Here is a 25,852-nt window from a genome sequence, read left to right on the forward strand (position 1 = left end):
ACTGTTTATTTCAAATCACTTTTAGAAATCACAATTTCTTTAATCACTTTTCCTTTAGAATCGGTGTAGACATATTTCAGATTGTTCACTCCCAGAACAGCCGTCTGTTGGAAAACCTGCTGAACTTGAGGTGTTTTGATCATTTCTTCTTTCATCATTTTATCTGAACCTTCTAATTTCAACATCGGAATATAGCTGTCCGGAACTTCGTTGGTATAAATAAGATTTTTTTCTGCATCCGCTTTTATACTCACGATTTTAGTTCCTGTTGCCGGATCAACAATAGGTAAGTTTTTATTAAATGCTTCTAAAATTTGGTTTAAATCATCCGTGCTTGGTTTTTCTCCTTTAGCAATAGCGTTAAAATCAACCGATTCTTTCAGGTTTTTATCGTCGATTGTTTTATCGATAATCACTTTCGAATCTGCACTGTGAACTTTCAGGTTAAATTTTACGCCACTTTCAAAAAGTTCTTTACCGATTTTTTCACTTTTAATAGCCTGAGCAATCAAATCAGGAAGAGATTTGCTGACCAGATCACTTTCCATGTCACCACTTTGGTAAGTCGTTGTTACATCGATGTTAACCAAATCCGGTGAGGTAGAACTTGCTTTGGTCGATTTAATCATTTGGTTAATCATCATTGAGGATGAGTTGTTGTACATTTTGACAAAATCCTGAACTTTGTCTTCTTTCGTTTGACACGCAATCAGCATCAACGAGGTAAAAAAGATAACGAGAATGTTTTTCATAAATAATATTTTAAGGCAAGGTAACAACAAAACAGAAACCAAAAAGTTCCTACTTCGTTAAATTAATGTTTTTGAAATTTTATTTGTCCCACAGATCGCACAGATTTTCACAGATTTTTTAGCAATATTCTTAAAGCAACGCTAAGCTTAAAATTTCTAAAGAACTTAAAAAATCTTAATGTTGAAAAATATCTCAAATTGAAAACTTAGTGAACTTTTATAAGTGGAACGGCTTTGTGTAACTTAAAAACAGCCAACTGTTAAAAAAATCTCTGCGCACTTTGCGTTAAAATAAATAATCAGAAAATAATTAATTCAAAACATTAAACCTCAATTTAATCCCAAAGTTATCCTTGAACTGCGACGTCTGATAATGTCCCAATCTGTAAGAAAACCCAACCCCGAAACTTCTTCCTAAAAATCGATTCCAGATTACCCCAACTTCCTGATAATAGTGATCCAAAACCTGAAAATCAAACTGATGGTGGCCTCTGTTTTTGAAATCTCCGATGGCAGATTGATATTCCAGTTCGATGTTTGAATATCTCGAACCAATCGTTTTAAATCTGAACGGTAAATATTGTGAAATCTTAAATGCCACAAACTTATCGGCAAAGAAAGTTCCCGAAGGCATCGTTGCAAAAGCTAGATTATTCGGCGTGTTGATGTTTGAGTACCAATGTTCCGGATTTCTGTCATTCTGACCTGCAATCTCAAAGTTTTTCCAGATAGGAGCAGTTCCCGAAGAAATTCCACCGAAAAGTTTCAGATTGGTGACTCCCAGTTTCGATCTGAACTGATGAATTATCAACGCATCGACTCTGTAATAATCTAAATCTCCGCCCAAAGCATCAATTCCTTTTTCGAAATTCATGTAAACTTGCGGAAATCCTTTTTCATAGGTGTACTTTCCGCTTGGCGTCATAATGTTTTTATCGTTTGGTGAGTATTTTAAAGAAAGGGTAGTGCTCACATTGTCAAAACGGTTTCCAAGATTCTTGTACTGATAATCAAAAAGAGCCTCTTGTTTCTCTTTGTTCACGGCAATTTTCATACTTAATGAGTTGGAAATGTCATATAAGTAAGACGCTCCCCATTTTTGATTTTTATAAAAATTGGCATTGTGCAAATCCAGATTCAGGTCATTCACTTTCATCATCATATCCCACATGTTATTGCTGAATCTTCCTGCTGCAAAGACATCATCTACATAATCGATTCTAAAAACAGAAGTTCTTTTGGAAGACAGTTTCATGTCTAATCCCAAACCGTATTTCCAGGTGTGATCTTTAAAACCATATCCGAAATATCCATCCGGAGAAAATGTTTTGTTGAATTTCTCATTCAGTTTGACACCGGCTCCCAAACGAAGACCTTGATATTTATCGTAGCTGAAAAATTTAGTCAGGTCAAAATCAATCATTTTGTAACGTAGATTTCCTCGCATCAGTTGGGTCAGAAAGCTCAGTTTCTTTTCAAAATCATGTTTCTGTACAAAGCTGTCGATTTTCACGTAGGTTGCGCTTTCTCTTGCAGTCAAACTGTCGGTTCTGTATTGCTGAAGCAAACTTCCGTCAGTGTTTTTCATCTCAAGAGAATAGCCTTTAAATTCTGATGCTTTCTGCGTCTCGTTTAACTGAAAATCGAAGAAACGGTTTTTTACGTAGAGATAATTTCCAAAAGTTTTTTGGTTGTACTTTTTTCGGTCGCTCAGTTTTTGGCCTTTTTTCAAAGTATCGGTTTTTACGCTGTCTTTTTTTGAAGTATTAAATGTCTGGTCGCCCATTTTCAGTTTAATATCTTCATAATCCAGAAACCATTTTCCGTCAATCGGTTTCCAGACTGAGACAATGTCGGCTTCGCTTTTCTTTTTACTGGCGCTTTCAAACTTTTTCAGGGCATAGGTTTCAGAATCCACATAGATTTTCCCGTTAAACTTTCTCGGGTTTTGCTTCTTCTTGTCGGTGATTTCCTTGAACTTAATGACGTAGGTTTTTCTGCCGTCCAACTGCAAAGTATCTGATAGATAATAATTAAAAAGCTTTCTGTTTTCCGGTCTTAGCTGTCGTGGAGTTCGGTCTAGATGCGAAAGATTAATTGCCACCGCTTCATAAATCGGGTTTTTAAAACCCGACATTCTGTTGTCGATGATATTGGTTTTCTCCCCGAACTTCTGAGAATATTTGTACTCCGTCGCCTTTTCCCAAAGAAACATCTGACTTTCCTGTGAAGCGTCGAGCAGATCTTCGCCGATCAGGGAATCCTTCTTTTCACTTTCTTTTTGCTTAAATTCAGATTTGTCAACCTTAGAAAGAGAATCTTTTCTCGTGGCGAGGAAATTTTTAAAAGTATCAATTGAATCTTGATCGACATCAATCGAAAATTTAGAATACGATTTGAAATTGTAAGTATCTAAAGATTTTGGTGAGTTTTCTTTCTCTCTTTTATTCAATTCGTCCAAAATTCTCAACGCTCTTGGGTCACTTTTATCGGTGATTACCACTCGGTCGATATTGTTCTGTTTTTCAGAAAGTGGCTGCATTGCCACTTCCATAGATTTTTTCACATCAGCGGTCACATCTTCAAAATTGCTCGCCAGAATTTCAACTTTCTTACATTTTGTTTTAAAAGATAAAACGCCGTCAAAATTGGTTTTACCCAAAAGATTATCGTCGCAGTAAACGGCTGCATCACGAATAGGTTTTTTATCGGCTTTACTGAAAACTTTCAGTGAAGTCTGCCCGAAATAGAACACCGTGAAAAATAAAAAGAACGGAGATAGAAGTTTGGTCATTGAGTTTTTTATTAATAAGACAAAACTATTGATAAGAAGGTTACAAAACCACAACAGAAAATATAATCTTTTGTTAAAAATAATAATCTGCTGTATTTGCTTTATATACAAATGATTGTTAGGTTTTTCAATTCTCGGTGTGAGGATAAATGGAAATTTATTTAAGAGATTTTAAGGCTTTATGAAAAATAAATACTATTTCTAAATATATGAGCTCCGTCAGTTCGAGTAAAAATTATTTGAAGAATAATTTTGTATCGAGAACATGAGCCTCTGCTCTTTTCATTTAGGGTTGAAATAAAATTGTTTTGTTTGTAGATATTATTTATTTTTAGGAAGTTGTAATTCAAACTAAACAAACTAAAACCATATGAACAAAACAGTGTATATCTTAGGAGCTGGATTTTCCATGAGCGCTGGAGCTCCTTCTCAGGAAAAAATAGTAGAAAAAATTTTTGAAATTCATGACCGAAATCCTTTTGAATTTGAAGTGAATTCTATTAATCAATTTGTTGAATTTTTAACAGTAACACTTAATATTCCATTACATCTTCATACAAAAGTTCCATTGGAAGACATTTTCACTCCAATTGATAGAGCATTATTAGATAATACGTCATTTAGAAATCTAAATACGTATGAAATTAAAAAGATAAGAAATGTTATCTATTACTTAATTGGAAAAACTTTACAAGTAATATTAAGAACGTCAAATAAAGATTACATAGATTATTTTGCAGAATATATGGTAAAACAATGTTCGATTAGAGCTAAAAATAAATACAGAGATCATGATGTGATAAGTGTAATAAGTACTAACTGGGACATATTACTTGATAATTCAATTAAATGTATCTTAGATAGAGATCATTCTGATCCAAAAGGAGTCGTTGATTATTGCTGTTATATTAGTTCCTATAACAAAGATGACGAAACCATTAAGCCAGGATTAGAAGTACTTGGTGCTGGCGGGTTTAATGTGAAATTACTCAAATTACATGGGTCATTAAATTGGTTGCAGTGTCCAAGATGTCAAAGGCTATATGTACACTTCCATCAAAAAATTTCAGTTGACACTAACGACACTTGTAGACATTGTAATAAAAATTTCGAATATTTAGCATCCCATAAATTAAGTTCAAATTTAATAATGCCAACTTTTTTGAAAGATTTATCTAACCCTCAATATAAATTAATATGGCAAAACGCAGGTATAGAATTATCTGAAGCTGAAAAAATTGTATTTATTGGTTATTCATTACCATCTGCAGATTTTGAAATGAGACAGCTTTTATCCAGAATGGTAAGAGACAATGCTACGATTGATGTCGTTGATTACGGAGAAGAACAAAGTGAAGTTATCAAGAATATGAAAATGAGATATAAAACATTTTTCGGAAATAGAAATATAGATTTTCATTTAGGTGGTGCAAAAAAATACATAGAGGAAAATTTAAATGCAGGTCATTAATGTAAATATACATCAATACTTACCTAATTCTTATTCAACAAAATTCATATGAAAGAACTACTAATATTAATAATAAAGAACAGCAATAAAGATTTAAGTCTTTTAGATTTTCCAGAATTCAAAATTGTAAATATTCACGATGAAGATTTTGTAAGATTTTTAGAAGATACTAATACTCCTTCCGAAGATTTTATCAATTTGGTAGTTGAAAATCAAAAGTATTCAAATGAACCTAGATTTGCTATATTTCAAAAAGATTTAAGTCAAATATTGTCTATAAAAAAGGTTTATGATGTTTTTAATTTTCTAAAAGTATTATTTCCTAGTGCTTTAGAAATTGAGTTTACATTAAGTTATCATTATAATCCAGAATTGAAATTTTTGTCATCTTTTAAAAATGATGAATCATTTGCTTCAGAAAATAATTATGTAGACTTTGATGAAACGAAGTCAAATTCAATAAATAAATTTATCGCAGAAACATATAATAGACTTACTAATATAAAATACATTAATACTAGTAAAATTAATTATATTAATGCGTATGAATCAAGCCACTATCATTTCTCTTTCATTGCTTTCTGTATTACATTGGAAAGTTTGATTGACGGGAATACCGAATTATTGTATAAAATTTCAAGAGCAACAGCATTGATTTGTGGAAAAGATGTTGATACATGCAATATAATTTTTAAGAATGTAAAAAAGATATATAGTTTAAGAAGTAAAATTGTTCATGGTTCTGAATTTGATGATGATTTAGTTAGTAAATATTTATTTTATCTAGAGTGTCTCTGCTCAAAAGTTTTAATAGAATTATTAATTCATAACATTGAAAATCACCAAATTTTAAATGAAAAATTTACAATTCTAGGATTTGGTTATAGAAATGAAATCTCTTCGAATTGGTATAATTTTGAATATAATCCCAAAATTGAAAATATCATATATGAAACTTTGTAGAGAAGCTATCTCTATACATAATTCTTTATCCTACTTTTATTAGAAAACAAAACTTTCAATACAAAAAACCTCGCCCTCCGCGAGGTTTTCTTATTTCAAAAAAAACACAATCTCAATCCCATTGTATTAAAAAATATTTTTATATTTGTCTGAAGAACAACAAAAAACAAAATGATGATATTAAGAAATAACCCCGCAGTTCATGCGCAGGCTTCCGGCACTTCCGGTTCCAAAAACCAACTCAACACTTTTCACCCCATTGCTCATCTCAAAAAACGGTAAACTGTTCCGTTGGTTCGTTCAGGCAGTTCGATGAGTATTTCAACCACTTCGAAAGGACAGTCAGGCAATCCGTTGAGGCGTTCAACTGTTCCGTAAAGGCGTTCAACTGTTCCGTAAAGGCGTTCAACTGTTCCGTAAAGGCAATCAACCGCTCCGAAGAGCCAATCAACCGTTCCGAAGAGGCTATCAACCATTCCGAAGAAGCGATCAACCACTCCGAAGAGGCAATCAAGTACAATTTGTTATATTTCAATACTTTACGGGCGTTTCCGAAAAGTAAGGGGATTCAACAGACAGAATACAATAGACTTCAAACTCATTTTTAAACACAAAAAATTATTTTATTATGAAAAAAGAACAGGTAGTACGTACTTTCAAATTGGCAGACTCCGTACTGAAACAAAAAGCAGATGAACTGATCGGAGACATCAACGAATTTACAGACCGCGGCTATAACGCCGACAAAAAGACCGAACTGACGACAGCACTCAACGCAGTAGATAACTTCTCAAGCGATGAACAGCTGGAATCCATCAAAATGGATCTCACCGAACAGAAAGATGCCGCCAGAAAAGCCCTTGAAAAATCGATGCGCAGTATTTTTAAAATGGCAGAAAATGTTTTCGGACTCTACAGTGCCAAATACAAGGAATTCGGCAATGCAGGAATCAGTCAGCTCAGCGATGCAGAGGTGGTGCGCATTGCCAAAATGATGAGCGTGACGGCAGAAAAATATCTACCCCAACTTGCTGACGAAGGCCTTACCTCAGAGAAACTCGCTACACTCATGACACAAAGGGATGCTCTGGATGTTGCCATCGATGCACAGGCTCAAGGAGTATCTGATAGGGATGTAGCCGCAGAAGGCCGTGTAGAAGCACTCAATAACCTCTACCAGCTACTCACAAAATACGCCGGCACCGGCCAGGATATTTTCTACGAAACCAACGAAGCCAAATACAACGACTACATCATCTATGACACCCCAAGCGGTCTTCCGGAAACTCCGCCTACGGATCTGGTGTAAACTTCTCGATACGGTTTTTTTCAAAACCTACTCGAAGTGACGACTTGTTTACGCGATACCGAATCAACTCCGTCAGTCGAGCTTCGTCAGTTCGAGTGTTTTTCGAAGCGAGGCGCAGAAAAATGTATCGAGAATCCGTGAACCGAAGCACAAAATTTGTCTATAAAACACAAACTTCTCGATACGAGTTTTTGCAAAACTCTACTCGAAGTGACGGCGTGTTTACACGATAACGATCTAGCTCCGTCAGTCGCTCGTCAGTTCGAGTGTTTTTCGCAGTGAAACGGAGAAAAATGTATCGAGAACCCATGAACCGAAGCAGAAAATTTGTCTCTAAAACAAAAACTTCTCGATACGGTTTTCTTCAAAAATCTACTTGAAGTGACCTTTCGTTGAATCAAAACTTATTAATACAATTGATCATGCAAACTTCATTTGTTTACATCCTACTTTGTGCCGACAACACCTATTACACAGGTGTCACAGAAAATGTTTACAAACGTTTTGACGAACATCAGGACGGAAAACACTTCGGTTCTTATACTTTCTCAAGACGCCCGTTACAACTCGTCTATTTTTGTCAATTTATGGATATCGAACAAGCAATTGTCTTTGAGAAAAAGATTAAGAAATGGTCTCAGGCAAAGAAATTAGCATTAATTGAAGGCAGATATAAAGACCTGCCTAATCTTGCGAAAAAGAAATTTGATAAGTAATTTACCTGTATCGTCAGTAGCTCGTCAGTTCGAGTGTTTTTCGCAGCGCAGCGCAGAAAAATGTATCGAGAACCCGTGAACCGAAGGACAAGATCGGTCTTTAAAATAAAAACTTCTCGATACGATTTTTTTCAAAAATCTACTCGAAGTGACGTTCGTTTACACGATAAGTTAGTCATCCATCAGTCGGGCCTCGTCAGTTCGAGTGTTTTTAGCAGTGAAACGGAGAAAAATGTATCGAGAACTCGTGAACCATGGGCTGCCTGTGAATCAAGAACTTCTCGATACGGTTTTATAAAACCTACTCGAAGTGACGGAGACAGTGACGGGAGGATTAAATACAACCAATCCCTTTCAAAGCTGAAAGGGATTGGTTATTATAAAAAAATACGTGTTAAAATTAAATTAAAGATTCAAAGCTTTCTGATATGCATTCTCCAAACCATCAAGATTTTTTCCGCCAGCTGTTGCAAAACCTGGATTTCCGCCGCCACCGCCTTGGATTTCTTTTGCTAAATCTTTCACAATCGTTCCTGCCTGATAACTTGAAGCCAAATCATCAGAAATTCCCACGGTAATCATTGGTTTTCCGTCGTAATCTGACAAAACAATCGTCACAGAAGTCGGGATTTCTTTCTTCAGTTGGAATACAATATCTTTTACTGAACCTGCGTCCAGAGAAGTTTTCTTTACCAAAAGCTGTTTGTCACCTTTGTGTTCGTAAGCCGTTTTCCAATCGCCGATTTCGCCTTTTGCTTTTTCTTTTTTCAGAGATTCAACTTCAGATTTTAATGCTGAATTTTCTTCGATCAATTTCTCGATTGATTTTACAACGTCTTTAGATTTAAGCAATTGAGAAAGTTCAATCACCTGTTTTTCTAAATTCTTGAAATACTCTTCAGATTTATCTCCTGAAATCGCTTCAATTCTTCTGATTCCTGCCGCAGCAGAACTTTCAGAATTGATTTTAAAATGACCGATTTCACTTGTATGCTTAACGTGAGTTCCACCGCACAATTCTTTTGAACTTCCAAACTGGATCATTCTCACGCTGTCTCCGTATTTTTCACCAAACAATGCCATTGCACCTTTGTCAATCGCCTCCTGAATCGGAATATTTCTAAACTCCTGAAGAGCGATATTTTCTTTAATTTTTGCATTGACTTTTTCTTCAATCAAAGCCAATTCTTCTTCAGTCATTTTACTGAAATGCGAGAAGTCAAAACGCAGATAATCTGGACCAACGAATGAACCTTTCTGTTCAACATGAGTTCCTAAAACTTCTCTCAAAGCTTCGTGCAATAAGTGCGTAACAGAGTGGTTCGCCTGAGAATTTTTTCTTTCGGTTGCATTGACTTTAGCATAGAAAACAGCTCCTGCATCTTTCGGAAGTCCGTTGATTAACGAAATAATCAATCCGTTTTCCTTTTTGGTTTCTAAAACTTCAAAGCTTTCAACCGCATTTTCCAAAACACCTTTATCACCGATTTGTCCACCACCTTCAGGATAGAAAGGGGAGTTGCTCAACACCACCTGATAAAATTCGCCGTCTTTATTTTCTACTTTTCTGTATCTTGTAATGTAAGTTTCTGCTTCTATTTGATCGTATCCTACGAAATTTTCAGGTTTTTCTTCCAAAACAACCCAGTCGTAAACTTTAGACGCTGAGTCTTTTTTAGAACGTTGCTTTTGTTTTGCCATTTCAGCTTCAAAACCGGCTTCATCAATCGTCAAACCTTTTTCTTCTGCGATAATTCTCGTTAAATCATCTGGAAAACCATAAGTGTCATATAGTTCAAAAACTTCTACACTTGGTAAAACTTTAGAACCTTCAGAAATCGTTTGCTGAATTAATTTTTCAACTCTTAATAAACCGTTTTCAATAGTTTTTAAGAAAGATTCTTCTTCGCTTTTAATGACTTCAGTGACTAATTTACCTTGTTTTTCAAGCTCTGGGAAGAATTTTCCCATTTGATTTTGAAGAACAGCAACCAACTCAAAAAGGAAAGGTTCTTTTCTATCTAAAAATCTATAAGCGTAAGAAATTCCTCTTCTTAAAATTCTTCTGATCACATAACCGGCTCCTCCGTTTGAAGGCAACTGTCCGTCAGCAATCGCAAAAGAAACCGCTCTGATGTGATCCACCACAACACGGATCGCAATATCTTTTTCGTCAGTTAAAATTCCTGTATATTTTTTTCCTGAAAGTTCTTCCACTTTAGCAATCAAAGGGGTAAAAACATCAGTATCATAATTGGAAGATTTCCCTTGTAAAGCCATACAAAGGCGCTCGAATCCCATTCCCGTATCAATATGTCTTGCTGGAAGATTTTCCAAAGAACCGTCCGCTTTTCTGTTGAACTGCATGAAGACGAGATTCCAGATTTCGACAACCTGAGGATGATCATTGTTAACCAATTCAAGTCCGGAAATTTTAGCCTTCTCTTCGGGAGTTCTCAAGTCTACATGGATTTCAGAACAAGGTCCACACGGTCCGCTTGCGCCCATTTCCCAGAAGTTATCTTTTTTATTTCCGTTGATGATTCTGTCTTCGGAAACAAATTGTTTCCAAAGATCATAAGCTTCAGTATCTCTTTCAAGATTTTCTTTTTCGTCACCTTCAAAAATAGTGACGTACAAATTTTCTTTTGGAATTCCGTACACCTCTGTCAGCAATTCCCAAGCCCAAGAAATCGCTTCTTTTTTAAAATAATCACCAAAAGACCAGTTCCCCAGCATTTCAAACATCGTGTGGTGATAGGTATCACGACCCACATCATCCAAATCATTGTGTTTTCCGGAAACTCTCAAACACTTTTGTGTATCGGCAATTCTCGGTGCAGTCGGAGTTTTATATCCTAAGAAAAAATCTTTGAACTGCGTCATTCCCGAGTTGGAAAACATTAGTGTAGGATCATCTTTCAACACAATTGGTGCTGAAGGAACGATAAGGTGGTTTTTACTTTTAAAATAATCTAAAAACTGTTGGCGTATTTCCTGTGAAGTCATATTTGTTGCTTTTGGCTAATTGCTTTTCGCTTTTAGCTTTTTTAATGATTGGCAAATTTAATATTTTTAAGTGATTGTGAAATAGAGTTGCTATGAATTAATGAAAATTATCAAGTGTATTTTAAAGTTTGAATGTAATTATTCTAAACCTCTTGTATTTCTTAGATAAACGAAGTGGCTTTGCTTCAGCTTTAATATTATTAAAAGAGGAATCAGCGAATCTTCGATTTGTATAACTTTAATTTTAAGCAAGTTTTTTAATCTTTTTGTTTAACCTTGCGTTTATTTTTAATGCAAAGAAAGACTAAGATTTTTTGACAAAAACAATCTTTATTTTAAGTAAAACAAAGGCGTTTCACTTATTAAAGAAATACAAGGTTCAATTTCAACATTAAGATAATTAATTTTTAGGATGATTAAGAATCAATTAAAATTGATGTAAGCATGCTGCTTAATCATTCACCGTGGTGAATCTTAAAAAAAATATAAAAGTATTTTATTCTTAAAAATTTAATGCCCTTAATGTTTTAAAAGAAAATTGTCCCTAATCCTTTTAAAACAAACCTTCTAAGATTTTTCGTATATAATCTTGTAGAAATTGATCGTTGAAAATTAAACTAAATCAAATTTAATTTTAGCGTGAAATTTGCATCTAACAAAAGTGTTCTAAAATTATATCAACAAAATGATTAAGCATAACAAACAAAAAATGAAAAATATATTCATATTACTCGGAATGTTTCTTGGGATCGCTGTTTTTGCAGCAAGCTGCGGAGATTCTCAAAAAGTAAAACCAACAGAAACTAAAGAAGAAAATCAAAAAATTATGGAAGCAGGAAATGTAAAAGAAGTTTATTTTGCAGGCGGATGTTTTTGGGGAACCGAACATTTATTTCAGCAGGTAAGAGGTGTTGTAGGAACGGAAGTAGGATATGCGAACGGGAAAACTAAAAATCCAACATATGAAGAAGTGGTGAGTCATACGACAGGTTTTACGGAAGCGGTAAAAGTAAAGTATGATGCAGATGACGTAGATTTGAAACTGTTGATTGAACTTTATTTTAAATCAATCGATCCTACGACTTTGAACAGACAGGGAAATGATGTGGGAGATAATTACCGAAGCGGAATTTATTTTACAGACAAAAATACAGAAGCAATCGTAAAAGCTGAGGTTGAAAAATTAGCCAAGAATTATTCTAAACCGGTCGTTGTAGAAGTTGAAACTTTAAAGAATTTCTACAGAGCTGAAGATTATCATCAGGATTATCTGAACGCAAATCCTGGAGGATACTGTCATATTGAACCTGGACTTTTTGAAGAAGCCAGAAAAGCAAACCCACCAAAAGCGAAAAAATAAAATTGAAAAGTTGTCGAAAGGCAACTTTTTTTAGTTTAAAAACCTTTCTTTGATGCTGAACATGGAGATGTTCAGGAAGATTAAAAATCCGAAGATTATGTAGAACGCTTCTTTTGGAAGTTGCTTTATGAAAAATTGAGAATCATCGAAAAATGTTGGTTTATATTCATTATAAATTACATCGTTACAAAGTAAACAATCATATTCAATTTCCTTTACATTTGGATCTATATAACTGACCGTAGCGAAAAGATGCCCTGTTTTATCTAAATCTAAGCCATATCTGTCTTGCTTAGCAATAGCCATATCATTAAGCAAAGAAGCGAAATCGCCATAAGTATTGTTGTCATCTAAAATAAATTCGATTCCGGTTTCTTTTTTATTTCTCTTCTGAAGTTCCTTAATTTTTGAAACGTAAAATTTAGAATTGTTTTTTGCGGAATTTGGCTCAACGATTATTTTTTGATAATCCCAATCTCTTACTTGCTCGAAAGTCATGAATTGCTCTTTTAGAGGAATATTAGGATTGTATTTTGCAGGTAAACCCAAGTCCATGACATTAGGAATTGGTTCATTTAGTTTTCGATTCCCCAAATACCAGAACAAAACAGGAATCAATAATGCACTTATCAATCCCGGAACATAGTATATTTTCTTTCCTGAAATCATTGGTTTAAATTTAAATAAAAAAAGTGACTCAATCATGAATCACTTTCGTATTTGAATAATTTATATCTGATAACTAAAAAATTACCAATCTCTTTTCTTTAAAATCCAGTAAGAACCAACGATGAAGATGGCGCACCATACCAAACAAGCAATTAAGCTTTCGGTAGGGTAGGTAAATTCATATTTCAGACCCAGCATTTTTGCCATATTTAATCTCATCATCGGATTTGGAATTAAACTCGACATACTTTCTAAAGGTAAAAGTTTGCTGAAGAAAAATCCATTTTGAAGAACTTCATTTCTTTCGGGCCCCTGCATTCCGCTTACTTTTGAGAACGTTTCAATACCACCAAGAATTGATTCACCAATCCAGATAACGAAAAATGCCAGAAAAACAAAAACTGATTTTCTTAATAAAATTGATAAAAACATCAGAAAACAGAAGAATGAAAACAGTTTCACGAAGTAATTTCCGACAAAGAATATTTCTTTAAAAACCATGTCAGAATCTGTTACTGTGGAGTAGCTTTTCCCTAAAAATAAGGTAATAACGAATACAAGAACTGTAGAAATAACAGTGAATATCGTAATCGTTAACAATTTTGAACCAATAAATTCTTCTCTGCTTAAACCGTCAATTGTATTCTGCTTAAACATTCTGTTGCTGAATTCCTGCGAGATAGAAAATACAATAATCAATCCTAGGAAAATCTTCAGTAAGCCAACAATCCAGGTTGTGAAATTCCAGATTTCAGGGAAGTTGTAGATACCTTCTTTCTTTAAGTTAATTGTTGCGCCGAATACTTTTAAATCAACTAAACCGATGCAAAGCAGAGCAATTAAAATGGCAAAATAAAAGATGGTGAAAACCTTAAATGGTCTGTAGTTCAGGTTTTTATAATATTCTAGTTTTAATAGTTTCATCATGATTATTTGTTTTTTACAAGTTCAAGGAATTGAGTTTCAAGCGATTGTTTTTTCTTGGCTAAATGTGACAAGAAAATACCTTTCTCAGCCAATTTTTGGTTTAATCCGGATGCGGAAATCGAAGCATCATCACGAATCTGTGCTTTAATTATTTCACCTTCAATTTTTACCGATGTAAACCACTGAAGTTCTTCCAAAGCGCTCAGAAGTGAAGTGTTGTTGTCAGCTCTTAATTCAAAAAATCCGGTGTTGGTGGTCATTCCGTCTACGCTTCCTGAGTAGATGGCGTTTCCTTCTTTCAAAACAATCACATGGCTGCATATTTTTTCAATCTCATCCAAAAGGTGACTGGCAATGATAATCGTAATGCCTTGTTTTGCAATTGTGCCGATAATTTCTCTAATCTGGATGATTCCTTCAGGATCTAAACCGTTCGTAGGCTCATCTAAAATCAAAACTTCAGGATTATTCAGCAAAGACGATGCGATTGCCAAACGCTGTTTCATCCCTAAAGAAAAGGTTTTGAAAGTATCTTTTTTTCTTTCTAAAAGTCCGACAGTATTAAGAACTTCGTCGATTCTTGTGTGAGGTGTTCCCTTAATCTCAGCAACGATTTTAAGGTTGGTTTCCGCACTTAAATATGGATAAAAGTTAGGTTGCTCGATAATAGCACCTATTTTTTTAAGCGTTTCAGAATCTGTCCCTTTTTTGCCAAACCAAAACCAGTCGCCGCTTGTGGGATTGATTGTTGAGAGAAGCATTCCGAAGGTAGTGGATTTTCCGCTCCCGTTCGGGCCGAGAAGTCCGTACACGTTGCCTCTTTCCACATCAAAGGAAATATTGTTGACAACAACTCTCTTGAATTTTTTAGTCAGATTTTTGACCGATAAAACTTTTTCCATGTTATATATTGTATATGCAATAGGTTTCTCTTTTTCGTGAAATGTTACAAACTATCTTTAAATTTTGTTAAAAAAGTGAAAGTGATAAAGTTCCAAAAACTAAAAACCAACAACTAACAACGCTATAATAATTTTCATTAAATTTGATTCAAAGATGATTTATGAAGTTAATAGAACTTGCAAAAGAACTGAATGTGTCACCGGAAAGTATCAAACAGTTTATTCAGGATTTTGATCTGGATTTGATTGACTGTATTTCGACACAATTTGAAGTGAAAGAAGATTTTGAAAAATTTGCTCGGGAAAACGTAGATTTTTTAAAACAATATGAGAATGATTTAGACGAAAATAAAACGGTCGATCAAATTGCAGAAACCATCAATCAGCCGAAAGAAAAGATTGAAAAAGCGATTCAGGAAGGTCAAACCAATATTTATGACAACGGATTTTTCCGATCGTCGGTTTCAAGCTATGGAATTGATAATAAATTAGGTGGCAATTATCAATTTGTTTACAATTATTTCGGCAATAAAACCAAGCTTCAGCAAAGAGATTTCATCGGTTACAGAGATTTATTCTTTTATATTTCCGGAATTTTAGAACCTTTTTTAAATCCGCAACAGATCAAAGATTGGGGAATTAACAAACCTGTGGGGATTATTTTGTACGGACCTCCAGGAAGTGGTAAGATTTTTTGGGCAACTAAAATTGCTGAAATCATTAATTACAAGTTTAAAGAAGTCAAGAAACATTACCTCGGAACTTCATTTGTTGACGGAATTCAAACCAATTTCAACGATTTTCTTTTAAAAATGATGAAAGCAGATAAAGTTTTGCTTTTTCTTGAAGATTTTGATGAAATCATGATGGCAAGAAGTGCAGAAAATAATGTTGCATCCTGTAATCTTGAATCTCAGGAAGTCATTCTTCATTATATTTCGAAATTTGAAAGTGAAGATGTCTTGATGGTGGGTTCAGCGAATACAGTGAGTGATATTGATGAAGAGATTTTGGCACCGGGAAGATTTGATGTAGTAATTCCTGTTTTTCCTCCGAATGCTGCAGAAAGATCTGAGATTATTTTATATTCAATGACTAAAAATCTGGATAAAGATTCTTTGCTTTTTAAAATTCTTAAAAATAATAAAGCTGATAAAATTCCTTTCTGGAGCGGCATTGCTTCTAAAATGAAAGTCTTTAGCAACACCATGTTAATTGATTTTACCCAAAGCTTAAAAAAACGGATTAAAAACCGATATCAAAAAACAAAAAACGAAAAGTTAATCATTGATGAAACTCTTTTAAATGGTGCTTTGCGTGATGCGGGTGCAAAATTAACCGAAGAATATCTGAACCAAATTGCTCAGTTTTTAAATGATGTTATCATCAATAATTTAGATGATTTCCAAATGCGAATTCATTCTCTAAAATCTGAGTTGGAATCTTACAAAGAGGTGGAAATACCGAGAAGAGAAATAGGTTTTCAGCACAATGATGAAAGTGAGGCTTAAGTATGGATTTAGAAACTCAAAACTCTCAACTTTAAATCTTATTTTTGCAAAAAAGAATTATTCGTGATCAACAACGACCAGATAAAAGAAATTCAATCAAGAATTGAAGACCTTCATAAATATCTTCAGATAGACAAAAAGAAGATAGAAATTTCTAATGATGATGAAAAAACAGCAGCTCCGGAATTTTGGGATAATCCTAAAACAGCTGAGGTTTTCCTAAAGCAACTGCGTTCTAAGAAAAAGTGGGTAGAAGATTTTGAAGAGATCAGTACTCAGTTTGAAGACTTGCAGGTTTTAATGGAATTTGCCAAAGAAGATCCCGATTCTGAAAAAGAATTGGATGAAAGCTTTCCAATTCTCATGGAAAAAATTGAAAACATTGAGTTCAAAAATATGCTTTCTAATGAAGGAGATGAACTTTCGGCGGTTCTACAGATTACCGCAGGAGCCGGTGGAACTGAAAGTTGTGACTGGGCTGCCATGCTGATGAGAATGTACAACATGTGGGCAGAAAAACAGGGCTATAAAATAAAAGAACTCAACTATCAGGAAGGTGAAGTTGCCGGTGTGAAAACAGTAACCTTAGAAATCGACGGCGAATATGCTTTTGGTTATTTAAAGGGCGAAAATGGAGTTCACAGATTGGTAAGAATTTCTCCGTTTGATTCTAATGCGAAGCGTCATACGAGTTTTGTTTCTGTTTACGTTTATCCTTTGGTGGATGATACAATTGAAATTAACATTAATCCTGCAGATATTTCATTTGAAACCATGCGAAGTTCAGGAGCGGGTGGCCAGAACGTAAATAAGGTAGAAACTGCCGTTCGTCTTCGTCACGCACCAACTGGTATTATCATTGAAAACTCAGAATCTCGTTCTCAGCTTCAGAATAAAGAAAAGGCCATGCAACTCTTGAAATCAAGATTGTATGAAATGGAATTGGAAGAAAGACTGAGAGCAAGAAACGAAATCGAAGCAGGAAAAATGAAAATAGAGTGGGGAAGCCAGATCAGAAATTACGTGATGCACCCTTATAAATTAATAAAAGATGTACGTTCCGGTCACGAGACTTCAGATGTTGATGGAGTGATGAACGGAAATCTTACACCATTTCTCAAAGCGTTTCTGATGGCAGACGGAACGGCGGTTTCGGATGACGATCTCGACCTATAAAATATCATGTTTACATTTTTGTTAAAATATGCTAATATGTTTTCAGCATAATTTTATTAAGCTTATTTTTGTTCATCATCATTACATATGGAAGATTACAATAGCTGGAGAGATTTATTAAACCCCGAATTTTACATCAACATGGGTGGGTTCTGGGTTATTTTGTTCATTATTTTTGCCGAGACAGGTTTGTTCGTAGGGTTTTTCCTTCCGGGAGATTCACTGCTTTTTGTGTCAGGAATTTATGCCGTAGATATCATTTCACAAACATTTGGTTCTACGGGAAGTGATTTTTTAGACACCACTCTTTTGGCATCTGCAGTTGCAATTGCTGCAATCATAGGGAATCAGGTAGGGTATTGGTTTGGTAGCAAAACAGGTCCGGCTTTATACAAAAAACAAGATACTTTTCTTTTTAAGAAAAAATATCTTTATCAGGCACATGATTTTTTTGAAAAAAATGGCGCATTAGCTGTAATTATGGCTAGATTTTTACCTGTGGTAAGAACTTTTATGCCAATCGTTGCCGGTATTGTAAGGATGGATAAAAAAGCATTTCTGCGTGATAACATTATTGGTGGTGTGCTTTGGTCTTTCAGTTTGATTTTTGCAGGACATTATCTGGATAAATTATTCATGGATCAGTTCGGGATTAATCTGAAAGAAAAACTAGAATTTATCATCATCATTATTGTTTTGGTTACAACGGTTCCTGTAATTCTTAAATTTGTGTTTGGAGCACCCAAAGAAAACCCGAAATTGGAAGATGAGGTTTTGGATGATTTGATTGACAAAGAAAAATAATCAACTTAAAATATAGAAAGTAACCTGCAGTTTTGCGGGTTATTTTTTTATCCATTCCAGAATATTGGGATAAATAATGCTGTCTCTTTTAGTTTTGTTGAAAAATCTCGGTGCATGACCGGTTTTATCCATAAAAACCAATTTGTGTGGTATATTCATTGCTGTCAAAGCAGAATCTAGTGCCAAACCTTGTTTTTGATTGACCAAAAAATCCTGATTTCCTTGAAATAAAAGTGTCGGAACATTGGTAATATTAGCAATTGGACTTGCTTTTTGGAATTCTTCAGATAAGTTTTTTCGGTCAAATTTACTTCCTACCATTTTCTGAACCGTTCCAGAAGTATATTTTGAATAAAATGAATTTAAATATTCAGAAGAATAGAAATCTGTCGGGCCACTCAGCGAAATAATTTTCTTAATCTTATCTGAATTCTGATAGCCGTAAAGCAATGCTAAATGTCCACCCGCACTTTCTCCCAAAAGAATATAGTTGTCGGGAAGAAGTTCGGCTTTTTCAGAAAGTGAGTTGAATTTTTCAATCGCAGATTGAATGTCTTCCAATTGATCTTTATAGGTGAAATGCTTCGAAACCAAGCGGTAATTCATATTAACACTCGGAATATTATTTTCAAAAAGCATCTTTTGAATTTTGATCATGTGCTCCTTTCGACCGTACTTCCATGCACCACCATGAAGAATTAAAACGACTGGCGAATCTGTAGCATAATCCGCAGGGAGAAAAACATCCATTTTCTGGCGTTTGTGTTCGCCGTATTTTAGATTATAAATTTTTTGACTGTCTTTTCCCACCCAAACTCTGAATTTTGTATTGCATGAATTTAAAACCAAGCCTATCAATCCTAAAACAAAGAAATGATAATTGAGAATCAGCTTTTTCATAGAGTAAAGGTAAGGAGAATTTTATTTTATGTTTAAATTAATAATCTCAAATCAATCGACAAAATCAAATTAAATCTATATTTTTGTAAGACTTAACATTTATTAAAAAAATATTAAAATACTATGGCTTCTGGTTTTTTTGCGATTTTAGATGATATCGCTGCTTTGATGGATGATGTTGCTGTAACAAGTAAAATTGCAACCCAAAAAACAGCAGGTATTTTGGGCGATGATTTGGCGGTAAACGCAGAAAAAGCAACAGGCTTCCTTTCTTCAAGAGAGATTCCTGTTTTAATGAAAATTATGAAAGGTTCATTTATCAATAAATTGATTATTGTTCCTTTTGTTTTCCTCCTAGAATGGCTGTATTCGCCTGCTATTAAAATTATTTTAATCATTGGTGGATTTTATCTGGCTTACGAAGGTGTCGAAAAAATTGTAGAATTTTTATTTCACAGAGAAAAAAAAGGTCATGAGGTCATTGAAGAGGCGGACGATGTAATTGAAGAAGGCGAAGAAGCTGAAAAAACTAAAGTGAAATCTGCTGTTACAACTGATTTTATATTGTCGTTAGAGATTGTCATTATAGCACTGGCGGCGGCAAAAGATGGCTACGAAGCTCTGAAATCTGAGTTTAATCCGTTGCTTGTAGAGATAGTTACCGTTTCAGTAGTTTCTATTATTGCCACAGTTGGTGTTTACGGAATTGTAGCATTAATCGTTAGAATGGATGATGCCGGCTTTAAATTAATTAAAAAAAGTAATGATAAAGGCTTTTTTGGGAAATTAGGACATCTTTTGGTTAAGGCTCTTCCTTTTGTGATAAAAGCTTTAGGAATCATCGGAACCATTGCATTGATTTTGGTTGCAGGCGGAATTTTTGACCACAATATTGATTATCTTCACCATGCTTTACCAACCTGGAATGAGATGCTGAAGCAAGTTATTTTTGGAATCGCTGGAGGATTAATTGCGTTGGCAATTATTAGTGGCGGAAAGAAAATGTATTCATTAGCAACAAAGAAATAATTGTTAGATCTTTATAAAAAATCCTGCTTCAGTCTTTTGGAGCAGGATTTTGTTTTTTTAAGTTTTATGAAAAATTAGTTTTCTTTAAGCCATTTATCAATTTCAGCAAAACTTTGAGCCGCATCTTCAACCCACGGAAAATGGCCTGCCTTTTCTATCAATATCAATTTAGAATTGGGTAACGTCTTGTGTAGCTGTTCAGCGAATTCGGGTAAATTATTGGTATCTGATTTTCCATTCAGAATCAATGTTTTTGTTTTGATCTCGGAGAATCTTTTCTGTTGATTATAATAATACTTCAATTCTTTCTCCTGCTGAGGTAATTGACCGTTCACAGGTTTTCTTCTTCCTGCTTTTGAAATTTCTTTCATAATAGGAATTACTTTTTGTGAAGATTCTTCATCATAGCACCACCATTTCAGAGGAGCTTCTGACAGATTTCTTCCGTCCGGAGCTTTTTCGGTTTTGTGGGTGTACATATAGTCCCAATCTTTTACGACTTGTGAAAACCATTCAGATTCTTTTATTCTTTTGTTTTCAGATTCTTTTTTTCTATTGTAAATTTCTTCTGGTGATGCGATTAAAGAAGTTCCCGTCAGTATCATTCCTTCAACATGATTCGGATGTTCTAGACTGTAAAGCATGGCGATTCCGCTTTGGTCAGAATGCCCGAAAAACCAGATTTTATCGACGTTGAGTCTCTTTCTTAGTTCCTCAATTTCTACAACACTTTTCGCAAGACTATAATCTTCCACGTTCTTTGGTGCAGAAGATTTTCCGGTTCCGCGTGAATCATAATAAACCATCGTGAACTTTTTTTCCAAAGGTTTTAATGTCAATTCATATCCTATTTTTCCGGAATTAGGATGTCCTGCAAACATCACTGGACCGCTTCCTTTAATGGTGTAGTTGATGCTGATACCGTCAATTTTTTCTGTGAAATTTCCGTTTTTAAGCTCTTGTGCGCTTGCAAAAAAGATGAAAAATGAATTGATTATAATCAATGCTTTCGGTCTAAAGTTCATAGATGGCTATAAATGGTTTAAAAAGACAAATTTAAATTATATCTTAAAAAAATATGAATTATTCTCTTTAAATAAAATGAGTAGAACTTAGAATTCGTTCTGTAATTAGTATTAAATATTTATTTTTGCAGAAATTGAAACATTGAATTATCATTAAATTTAATGGACTTCACTTTCAGTAAACTATGGGTAGAAATTTATCAATTGATGTTTTAAAAATAATACTGGCATTTTTTGTTGTGTTTCTGCACATGAATTTTCTGAAAGAAACGTATCCTGTTTTGAGTTACATCTTAGTTAACGGGCTTTTCAGAATTGCTGTTCCCGTTTTTTTAGTCATTACCGGATTTTATTTTTTCCATATCGACAATAAAGTAAAACTGAAAAAATGGCTTTTCAGAACGTTTTTATTGTACGCCATCTGGATGTTGATTTATATTTCTTATTGGAAAGATAATGAACAAATTTGGCTGACTGTCATTTTCGGATACCATCATTTATGGTATTTGATAGGAACTTTTTTCTCGGGAATTATTCTTTACTTTTTAAGAAATCAAAATTCTAGATTACTGATTTCTTTAGCGGTAGGTTTTTTCTTATTGGGTTACGGAGTTCAGGTTTTAGGAAATCTTCACTATTTTGAAAACGAAAAAGATTCGGTTTTGAATATGTATCTGCTGTACCGGAATTTCCTTTTTGTTTGTTTTCCTTTTTTGACAATTGGTTTTTTGATCAATAAACATAAAGTTGACTTGTCAGAATATAAAAATTCTTCGCTACTGGTAATTCTGTCCGTATTGTGTGTAGTTGCTGAAGCTTTTTTCAATTACAAAAATATCAGCAGCGAAAGTACCGATATCTTATTTTCTTTAATTTTTGCGAGTCCGTTGTTGTTCTTGTACTGCCAGAAAATCTATGTCAAAACCACGTCGAAAATTTTAGCCAGTTTTTCTACAGCAATTTACGTTGTACATCCATTGATTATGAGATCTGAGTTTTATAAAGATATTGAATCGTATAAAATCCTGATCTTTTTAGCGATTTTAATTCCAATAAGCTTTGGTTTGGTTTATCTCAATAAGAAATTGAAATATCTTCTTTAAATTAATCCTGACCGCTCATCGGAAGAATCATTCCGTTTTGATCGTATTTCAGCTCTCTTACTTTAAGGCTTCTCAGATAACTTTTCCCGCCTGAATTTTTAGAATCATGATAAAAAAGATACCATTTTTTATCAATTTCTACGATGCTGTGATGCGTAGTCCAGCCTACAACAGGCGTCAGGATTTCACCTTGAAATGTAAATGGCCCATAAGGATTATTTCCAATGGCGTAAACCAATCTATGAGTTTCTCCTGTAGAGTAGGAAAGGTAGTATTTGTTGTTGTATTGATGAATCCAAATGCCTTCAAAAAAACGTTTGTGCTGATCTCCGGATTTTAACTGATTTCCATTTTCGTCTACAATCAAAACATCTTTTGGTTCCTCAGCTAATTCTTTCATATTGCTTTTTAATAAAGCGACTTTTGGCAATAAAGCGTTTTCCTCTTTCTCAAGTTCAGGATAATCTTTAGAATGCTTATTGTTTCGATATTCATGAAGCTGTCCTCCTTTTAAGCCTCCAAAATAAATATAATATTGTCCATGATCATTTAAAACCGTTGGGTCAATGCTGTACGTTCCGCTAATTGGAGTTTTTTCAGGCTTAAAAGGCCCGGTCGGACTTTTACTCGAAGCCACCCCAATTTTAAATAAATCATTTTGATCTTTTGCAGGAAAATAAAGGTAGTACTTATTGCCTTTTTTTGTAACATCAGGAGCCCAAAGCTGTTGTTTTGCCCAAGAAACATCTTCCAATTTCAATGCAATTCCGTTGTCTCTGGCTTTCTGATTGACGTTATCTAAAGTCAGAACATGATAATCTTTCATGTTAAAATGTGCACCGTTGGTGGCATCTTTAACATGAGTCTGAATGTCATGAGACGGATAAATGTAAATTTTCCCATCAAAAACATGCACAGAAGGGTCTGCAAAATATAAATCATCAAATAAATATTTTGGACTTTCTTGCGCGTAACCGATTGCACTGAATAATGTAAAAATTATAAATTTTCTCATGAATTGAACTTCCGTAATTAGTTTTACGAAAACAGAGAAAAATTTTAGTTTAAATTATAATTCATAATCACCAGTCTCAAAATAAAATGTACAAAATCTTGCTGTGCATCATTCCTGCTGATAAGTTTATTTTTGTATTCGTAAGTTCCGAAAACCTTAATCAGGGTTTTGTATGTATTGTAATCTTCATCCTTAATTCTGATTTTCACATGTCCGTCTTTTCTTTTGATCAGTTGATCATCTAAAGTTCTCACTTTAAATAATACTTCACAAGATTTTGGAACAAGGCCATAATATCGCTCTACAATATTTACTTTGAATGCATCAAAAATTATTGTATTAAAGACCAAATTACCATTAGAATCTGGTGTACGAAGTTGAAGTTGATAGTTCATTTTGAATTGCTACCTTAAAGATATAAATAATTTAATATACGATGAAAGTGAAAAAGAGACTTTTTGCAAAGCCTCTTTTATATTTTTTTTAATTGAATAGATCTTTCACTTTATCAAAGAAAGTCTTTTCCTTTCCGGATGGTTCTGCAACCATATCACCACTAGACATTTGTTTTTCAAAGAAATCTTTTTGTTCTTTGTTTAGGGTCTGCGGCGTCCATACATTGATGTGGATAAACATATCACCTTTCCCATAGCTATCAATGCTTGGTAAACCTTTTCCGGCCAATCTTAAGATTTTTCCGGATTGAGTTCCTGCATCTACGGTGATTTTTACTTTTCCACCAACAGTTGGTATTTCTTTTTTAGTTCCTAAAGCCGCTTCGGCAAAAGAAACATATAGTTCCTGATGAAGATTGTCACCTTCTCTTTTGATGGTTTTGTCTACTTCTTCCTCTACGATTACCAATAAATCTCCAGGAATTCCACCGAAAGGTGCATCATTTCCTTTTCCTCTTACATTTAACTGGATGCCGTCTCTTGCACCTGCAGGAATGTTGATCGAAATTTCCTCCTCATCTTTTATTAGACCTTGTGCATTAGCTCCGGCAGGAATTTTGTCGGCAACTTTCCCGATTCCCTGACAAGTTCCACAAGTGGTCTGCGTTTGCATTTGTCCGAACATTGTGTTCATCACCTTCATCTGAACTCCGGCTCCGTTACAAGTAGGACAGGTTTTTGAAGTGGCACCCTCTGCCATCTTCATTTTTTTTACTTTAAGAGTTTTTTGGGTTCCGTTCACCATCTCTTCAAGGTTCAGCTTAATTCTGATTCTTAAATTAGAACCTTTCACCTGCTGACGACCTCCGCCGCCACCGCCGAATCCTCCAAAACCACCACCGAAAATATCGCCGAACTGACTGAAAATGTCTTCCATGTTCATTCCGCCACCAAAGCCACCACCGCCGTAACCTCCGGCACCGCCCATTCCGGCGTGTCCGTATTGGTCATAACGGGCTTTTTTATTGTCGTCGCTCAATACTTCGTAAGCTTCTGCAGCTTCTTTAAATTTTTCTTCAGCCTCTTTATCTCCCGGATTTTTATCTGGGTGATATTTGATCGCCATTTTTCGGTATGCTTTCTTTATTTCGTCGGCACTTGCAGATTTGCTGACATCAAGAACCTCGTAATAATCTCTCTTTGACATATATTTATAAGTAATGAACAATGGGTAATGAGCAATTATTAATTACTTATTACCCATTGCTGATAATTAATTTCCTGTTACAACTTTTGCAAAACGAATTACTTTGTCACCTAAAGTATATCCCGTTTCGATAACATCTACGATTTTACCTTTCAAATCTTCAGATGGCGAAGGAATCTGTGTAATCGCCTCGTGGTAGTCAACATTAAAGCTGTCTCCCGCTCTTACTTCCATGATTTTTAAACCTTTCTCAGTCAATTTGTTTTTAAACTTGTTGTAAATCAACTCAACACCCTGAAGGTCGGCTTCGTTACCATTTTTAGCGATTTCTTTTAAAGCTCTTTCAAAATCATCCAAAACACCTAGCATAGAAACCATCATCTCTTGGTTGGCGTAAGTGAAGAAGTCCATCTTCTCTTTTGAAGTTCTTTTTTTATAGTTTTCAAACTCAGCATACAATCTGATGTAACGGTCTTTTTCTACTGCCAAAAGTTCTTCCGCAGTAGGAATTTCTGTCACATTTTCTTCAGTTGTAGTTTCCGTCTGAGGATTGATTTCTTCCTGATTATTGATATTTTCTTCGTTGATATCCTGATTTTCCATGTTTCAATAACTTTTTATAACACATCTTTGTCAAAGATTTTGCCAAAGAAAAAATCAGGACATTTAGGCAGACTATAGATGAATGATTAAAAGATAATCGCTGATTCTCTCAAAGGATTAAATTAATTATTCACATTTTAACATTGTTTTTTAATCAAAACTTAAAACCATTCTCACAATTTTTCTCTCTCAATCAAAATCCGTATTTTTGT

The 25,852-nt window shown here is 34.4% G+C and carries 23 protein-coding genes; 10 read left to right on the top strand and 13 right to left on the bottom strand.

Translation table 11 applies throughout. The annotated features are described in order from the left end of the window. Positions 1-5 precede the first annotated feature (5 nt). The gene (locus MQX03_RS00510) at positions 6-752 is read right to left on the bottom strand and encodes a hypothetical protein (RefSeq protein ID WP_242800532.1); all 747 of its coding nucleotides are present in this window, start codon (positions 750-752) and stop codon (positions 6-8) included. Between the two features lie 310 nt (positions 753-1,062). Further along, a complete protein-coding gene (locus MQX03_RS00515; RefSeq protein ID WP_242800534.1) occupies positions 1,063-3,546 on the bottom strand; it encodes a DUF5686 family protein in 2,484 nt (827 codons plus the stop codon). Between the two features lie 370 nt (positions 3,547-3,916). Here MQX03_RS00515 and MQX03_RS00520 point away from each other — a divergent pair, with 370 nt between their 5' ends. Continuing rightward, on the top strand, positions 3,917-5,017 hold the full coding sequence (locus MQX03_RS00520) for an SIR2 family protein (protein ID WP_242800536.1): 1,101 nt from the start codon (positions 3,917-3,919) through the stop codon (positions 5,015-5,017). A gap of 48 nt (positions 5,018-5,065) precedes the next feature. Continuing rightward, positions 5,066-5,980 (top strand): HEPN domain-containing protein, encoded by a 915-nt coding sequence (locus MQX03_RS00525; RefSeq protein WP_242800538.1) that lies wholly within the window; start codon positions 5,066-5,068, stop codon positions 5,978-5,980. A 263-nt stretch (positions 5,981-6,243) separates the two neighbouring features. Here the strand turns inward: MQX03_RS00525 and MQX03_RS00530 are convergent, their stop codons facing one another. Continuing rightward, entirely contained in the window at positions 6,244-6,456 is a 213-nt protein-coding gene (locus tag MQX03_RS00530) for a hypothetical protein (RefSeq protein ID WP_242800540.1), read from the bottom strand. A gap of 152 nt (positions 6,457-6,608) precedes the next feature. Between MQX03_RS00530 and MQX03_RS00535 the strand changes: the two genes are divergently transcribed. Then, positions 6,609-7,289, top strand: a complete 681-nt coding sequence (locus MQX03_RS00535) for a hypothetical protein (protein ID WP_242800542.1) — start codon at positions 6,609-6,611, stop codon at positions 7,287-7,289. Positions 7,290-7,711: 422 nt separating this feature from the next. After that, positions 7,712-8,005, top strand: a complete 294-nt coding sequence (locus MQX03_RS00540) for a GIY-YIG nuclease family protein (RefSeq protein ID WP_242800543.1) — start codon at positions 7,712-7,714, stop codon at positions 8,003-8,005. Between the two features lie 405 nt (positions 8,006-8,410). Here MQX03_RS00540 and alaS read toward each other — a convergent pair whose 3' ends face one another. Then, complete coding sequence (alaS, locus tag MQX03_RS00545) at positions 8,411-11,014, bottom strand: alanine--tRNA ligase (RefSeq protein ID WP_242800545.1); 2,604 nt, start codon at positions 11,012-11,014, stop codon at positions 8,411-8,413. Between the two features lie 709 nt (positions 11,015-11,723). On the opposite strand from alaS, the gene msrA reads away from it, so the two are divergent. Continuing rightward, positions 11,724-12,374, top strand: a complete 651-nt coding sequence (gene msrA / locus MQX03_RS00550) for a peptide-methionine (S)-S-oxide reductase MsrA (RefSeq protein ID WP_394801723.1) — start codon at positions 11,724-11,726, stop codon at positions 12,372-12,374. Positions 12,375-12,404: 30 nt separating this feature from the next. Here msrA and MQX03_RS00555 read toward each other — a convergent pair whose 3' ends face one another. From MQX03_RS00555 to MQX03_RS00565, 3 genes are all read right to left on the bottom strand, one after another. Continuing rightward, complete coding sequence (locus MQX03_RS00555) at positions 12,405-13,043, bottom strand: hypothetical protein (RefSeq protein WP_242800547.1); 639 nt, start codon at positions 13,041-13,043, stop codon at positions 12,405-12,407. A gap of 81 nt (positions 13,044-13,124) precedes the next feature. After that, a complete protein-coding gene (locus MQX03_RS00560; RefSeq protein ID WP_242800549.1) occupies positions 13,125-13,970 on the bottom strand; it encodes an ABC transporter permease in 846 nt (281 codons plus the stop codon). 2 nt (positions 13,971-13,972) lie between these two features. Beyond that, entirely contained in the window at positions 13,973-14,872 is a 900-nt protein-coding gene (locus MQX03_RS00565) for an ABC transporter ATP-binding protein (protein ID WP_242800551.1), read from the bottom strand. Between the two features lie 161 nt (positions 14,873-15,033). Between MQX03_RS00565 and MQX03_RS00570 the strand changes: the two genes are divergently transcribed. From MQX03_RS00570 to MQX03_RS00580, 3 genes are all read left to right on the top strand, one after another. After that, a complete protein-coding gene (locus MQX03_RS00570; protein WP_242800553.1) occupies positions 15,034-16,383 on the top strand; it encodes an AAA family ATPase in 1,350 nt (449 codons plus the stop codon). Positions 16,384-16,446: 63 nt separating this feature from the next. Then, positions 16,447-17,559, top strand: coding sequence for a peptide chain release factor 2 (gene prfB, locus MQX03_RS00575; protein WP_242800555.1), 1,113 nt, complete (start codon positions 16,447-16,449; stop codon positions 17,557-17,559). Positions 17,560-17,646: 87 nt separating this feature from the next. After that, positions 17,647-18,363: a DedA family protein gene (locus MQX03_RS00580; protein WP_129536618.1), complete on the top strand. Its 717-nt coding sequence runs from the start codon at positions 17,647-17,649 to the stop codon at positions 18,361-18,363. Between the two features lie 39 nt (positions 18,364-18,402). Here MQX03_RS00580 and MQX03_RS00585 read toward each other — a convergent pair whose 3' ends face one another. Continuing rightward, the gene (locus MQX03_RS00585) at positions 18,403-19,263 is read right to left on the bottom strand and encodes an alpha/beta hydrolase (protein WP_242800557.1); all 861 of its coding nucleotides are present in this window, start codon (positions 19,261-19,263) and stop codon (positions 18,403-18,405) included. Positions 19,264-19,386: 123 nt separating this feature from the next. On the opposite strand from MQX03_RS00585, the gene MQX03_RS00590 reads away from it, so the two are divergent. Further along, positions 19,387-20,292 carry a DUF808 family protein gene (locus MQX03_RS00590; RefSeq protein WP_229985395.1) on the top strand — a complete coding sequence of 302 codons (906 nt, stop codon included), beginning with the start codon at positions 19,387-19,389 and terminating at the stop codon, positions 20,290-20,292. A gap of 74 nt (positions 20,293-20,366) precedes the next feature. On the opposite strand, the gene MQX03_RS00595 is transcribed toward MQX03_RS00590, so the two are convergent. After that, positions 20,367-21,317: an alpha/beta fold hydrolase gene (locus MQX03_RS00595; protein ID WP_242800559.1), complete on the bottom strand. Its 951-nt coding sequence runs from the start codon at positions 21,315-21,317 to the stop codon at positions 20,367-20,369. A 185-nt stretch (positions 21,318-21,502) separates the two neighbouring features. Between MQX03_RS00595 and MQX03_RS00600 the strand changes: the two genes are divergently transcribed. Further along, positions 21,503-22,420 carry an acyltransferase family protein gene (locus MQX03_RS00600; RefSeq protein ID WP_242800561.1) on the top strand — a complete coding sequence of 306 codons (918 nt, stop codon included), beginning with the start codon at positions 21,503-21,505 and terminating at the stop codon, positions 22,418-22,420. Position 22,421: 1 nt separating this feature from the next. On the opposite strand, the gene MQX03_RS00605 is transcribed toward MQX03_RS00600, so the two are convergent. The 4 genes from MQX03_RS00605 to MQX03_RS00620 all read right to left on the bottom strand — a co-directional run bounded on the left by MQX03_RS00605 (position 22,422) and on the right by MQX03_RS00620 (position 25,640). Then, the gene (locus MQX03_RS00605; protein WP_242800563.1) at positions 22,422-23,435 is read right to left on the bottom strand and encodes a glycoside hydrolase family 43 protein; all 1,014 of its coding nucleotides are present in this window, start codon (positions 23,433-23,435) and stop codon (positions 22,422-22,424) included. 44 nt (positions 23,436-23,479) lie between these two features. Beyond that, the gene (locus MQX03_RS00610) at positions 23,480-23,830 is read right to left on the bottom strand and encodes a prevent-host-death protein (RefSeq protein ID WP_129536622.1); all 351 of its coding nucleotides are present in this window, start codon (positions 23,828-23,830) and stop codon (positions 23,480-23,482) included. A gap of 88 nt (positions 23,831-23,918) precedes the next feature. Continuing rightward, positions 23,919-25,037, bottom strand: coding sequence for a molecular chaperone DnaJ (dnaJ, locus tag MQX03_RS00615; RefSeq protein ID WP_242800565.1), 1,119 nt, complete (start codon positions 25,035-25,037; stop codon positions 23,919-23,921). 66 nt (positions 25,038-25,103) lie between these two features. Beyond that, the gene (locus tag MQX03_RS00620; RefSeq protein WP_129536624.1) at positions 25,104-25,640 is read right to left on the bottom strand and encodes a nucleotide exchange factor GrpE; all 537 of its coding nucleotides are present in this window, start codon (positions 25,638-25,640) and stop codon (positions 25,104-25,106) included. Positions 25,641-25,852: the final 212 nt, after the last annotated feature.

Source organism: Chryseobacterium aahli, from assembly GCF_022699665.1.
Classification (GTDB): domain Bacteria; phylum Bacteroidota; class Bacteroidia; order Flavobacteriales; family Weeksellaceae; genus Chryseobacterium; species Chryseobacterium aahli.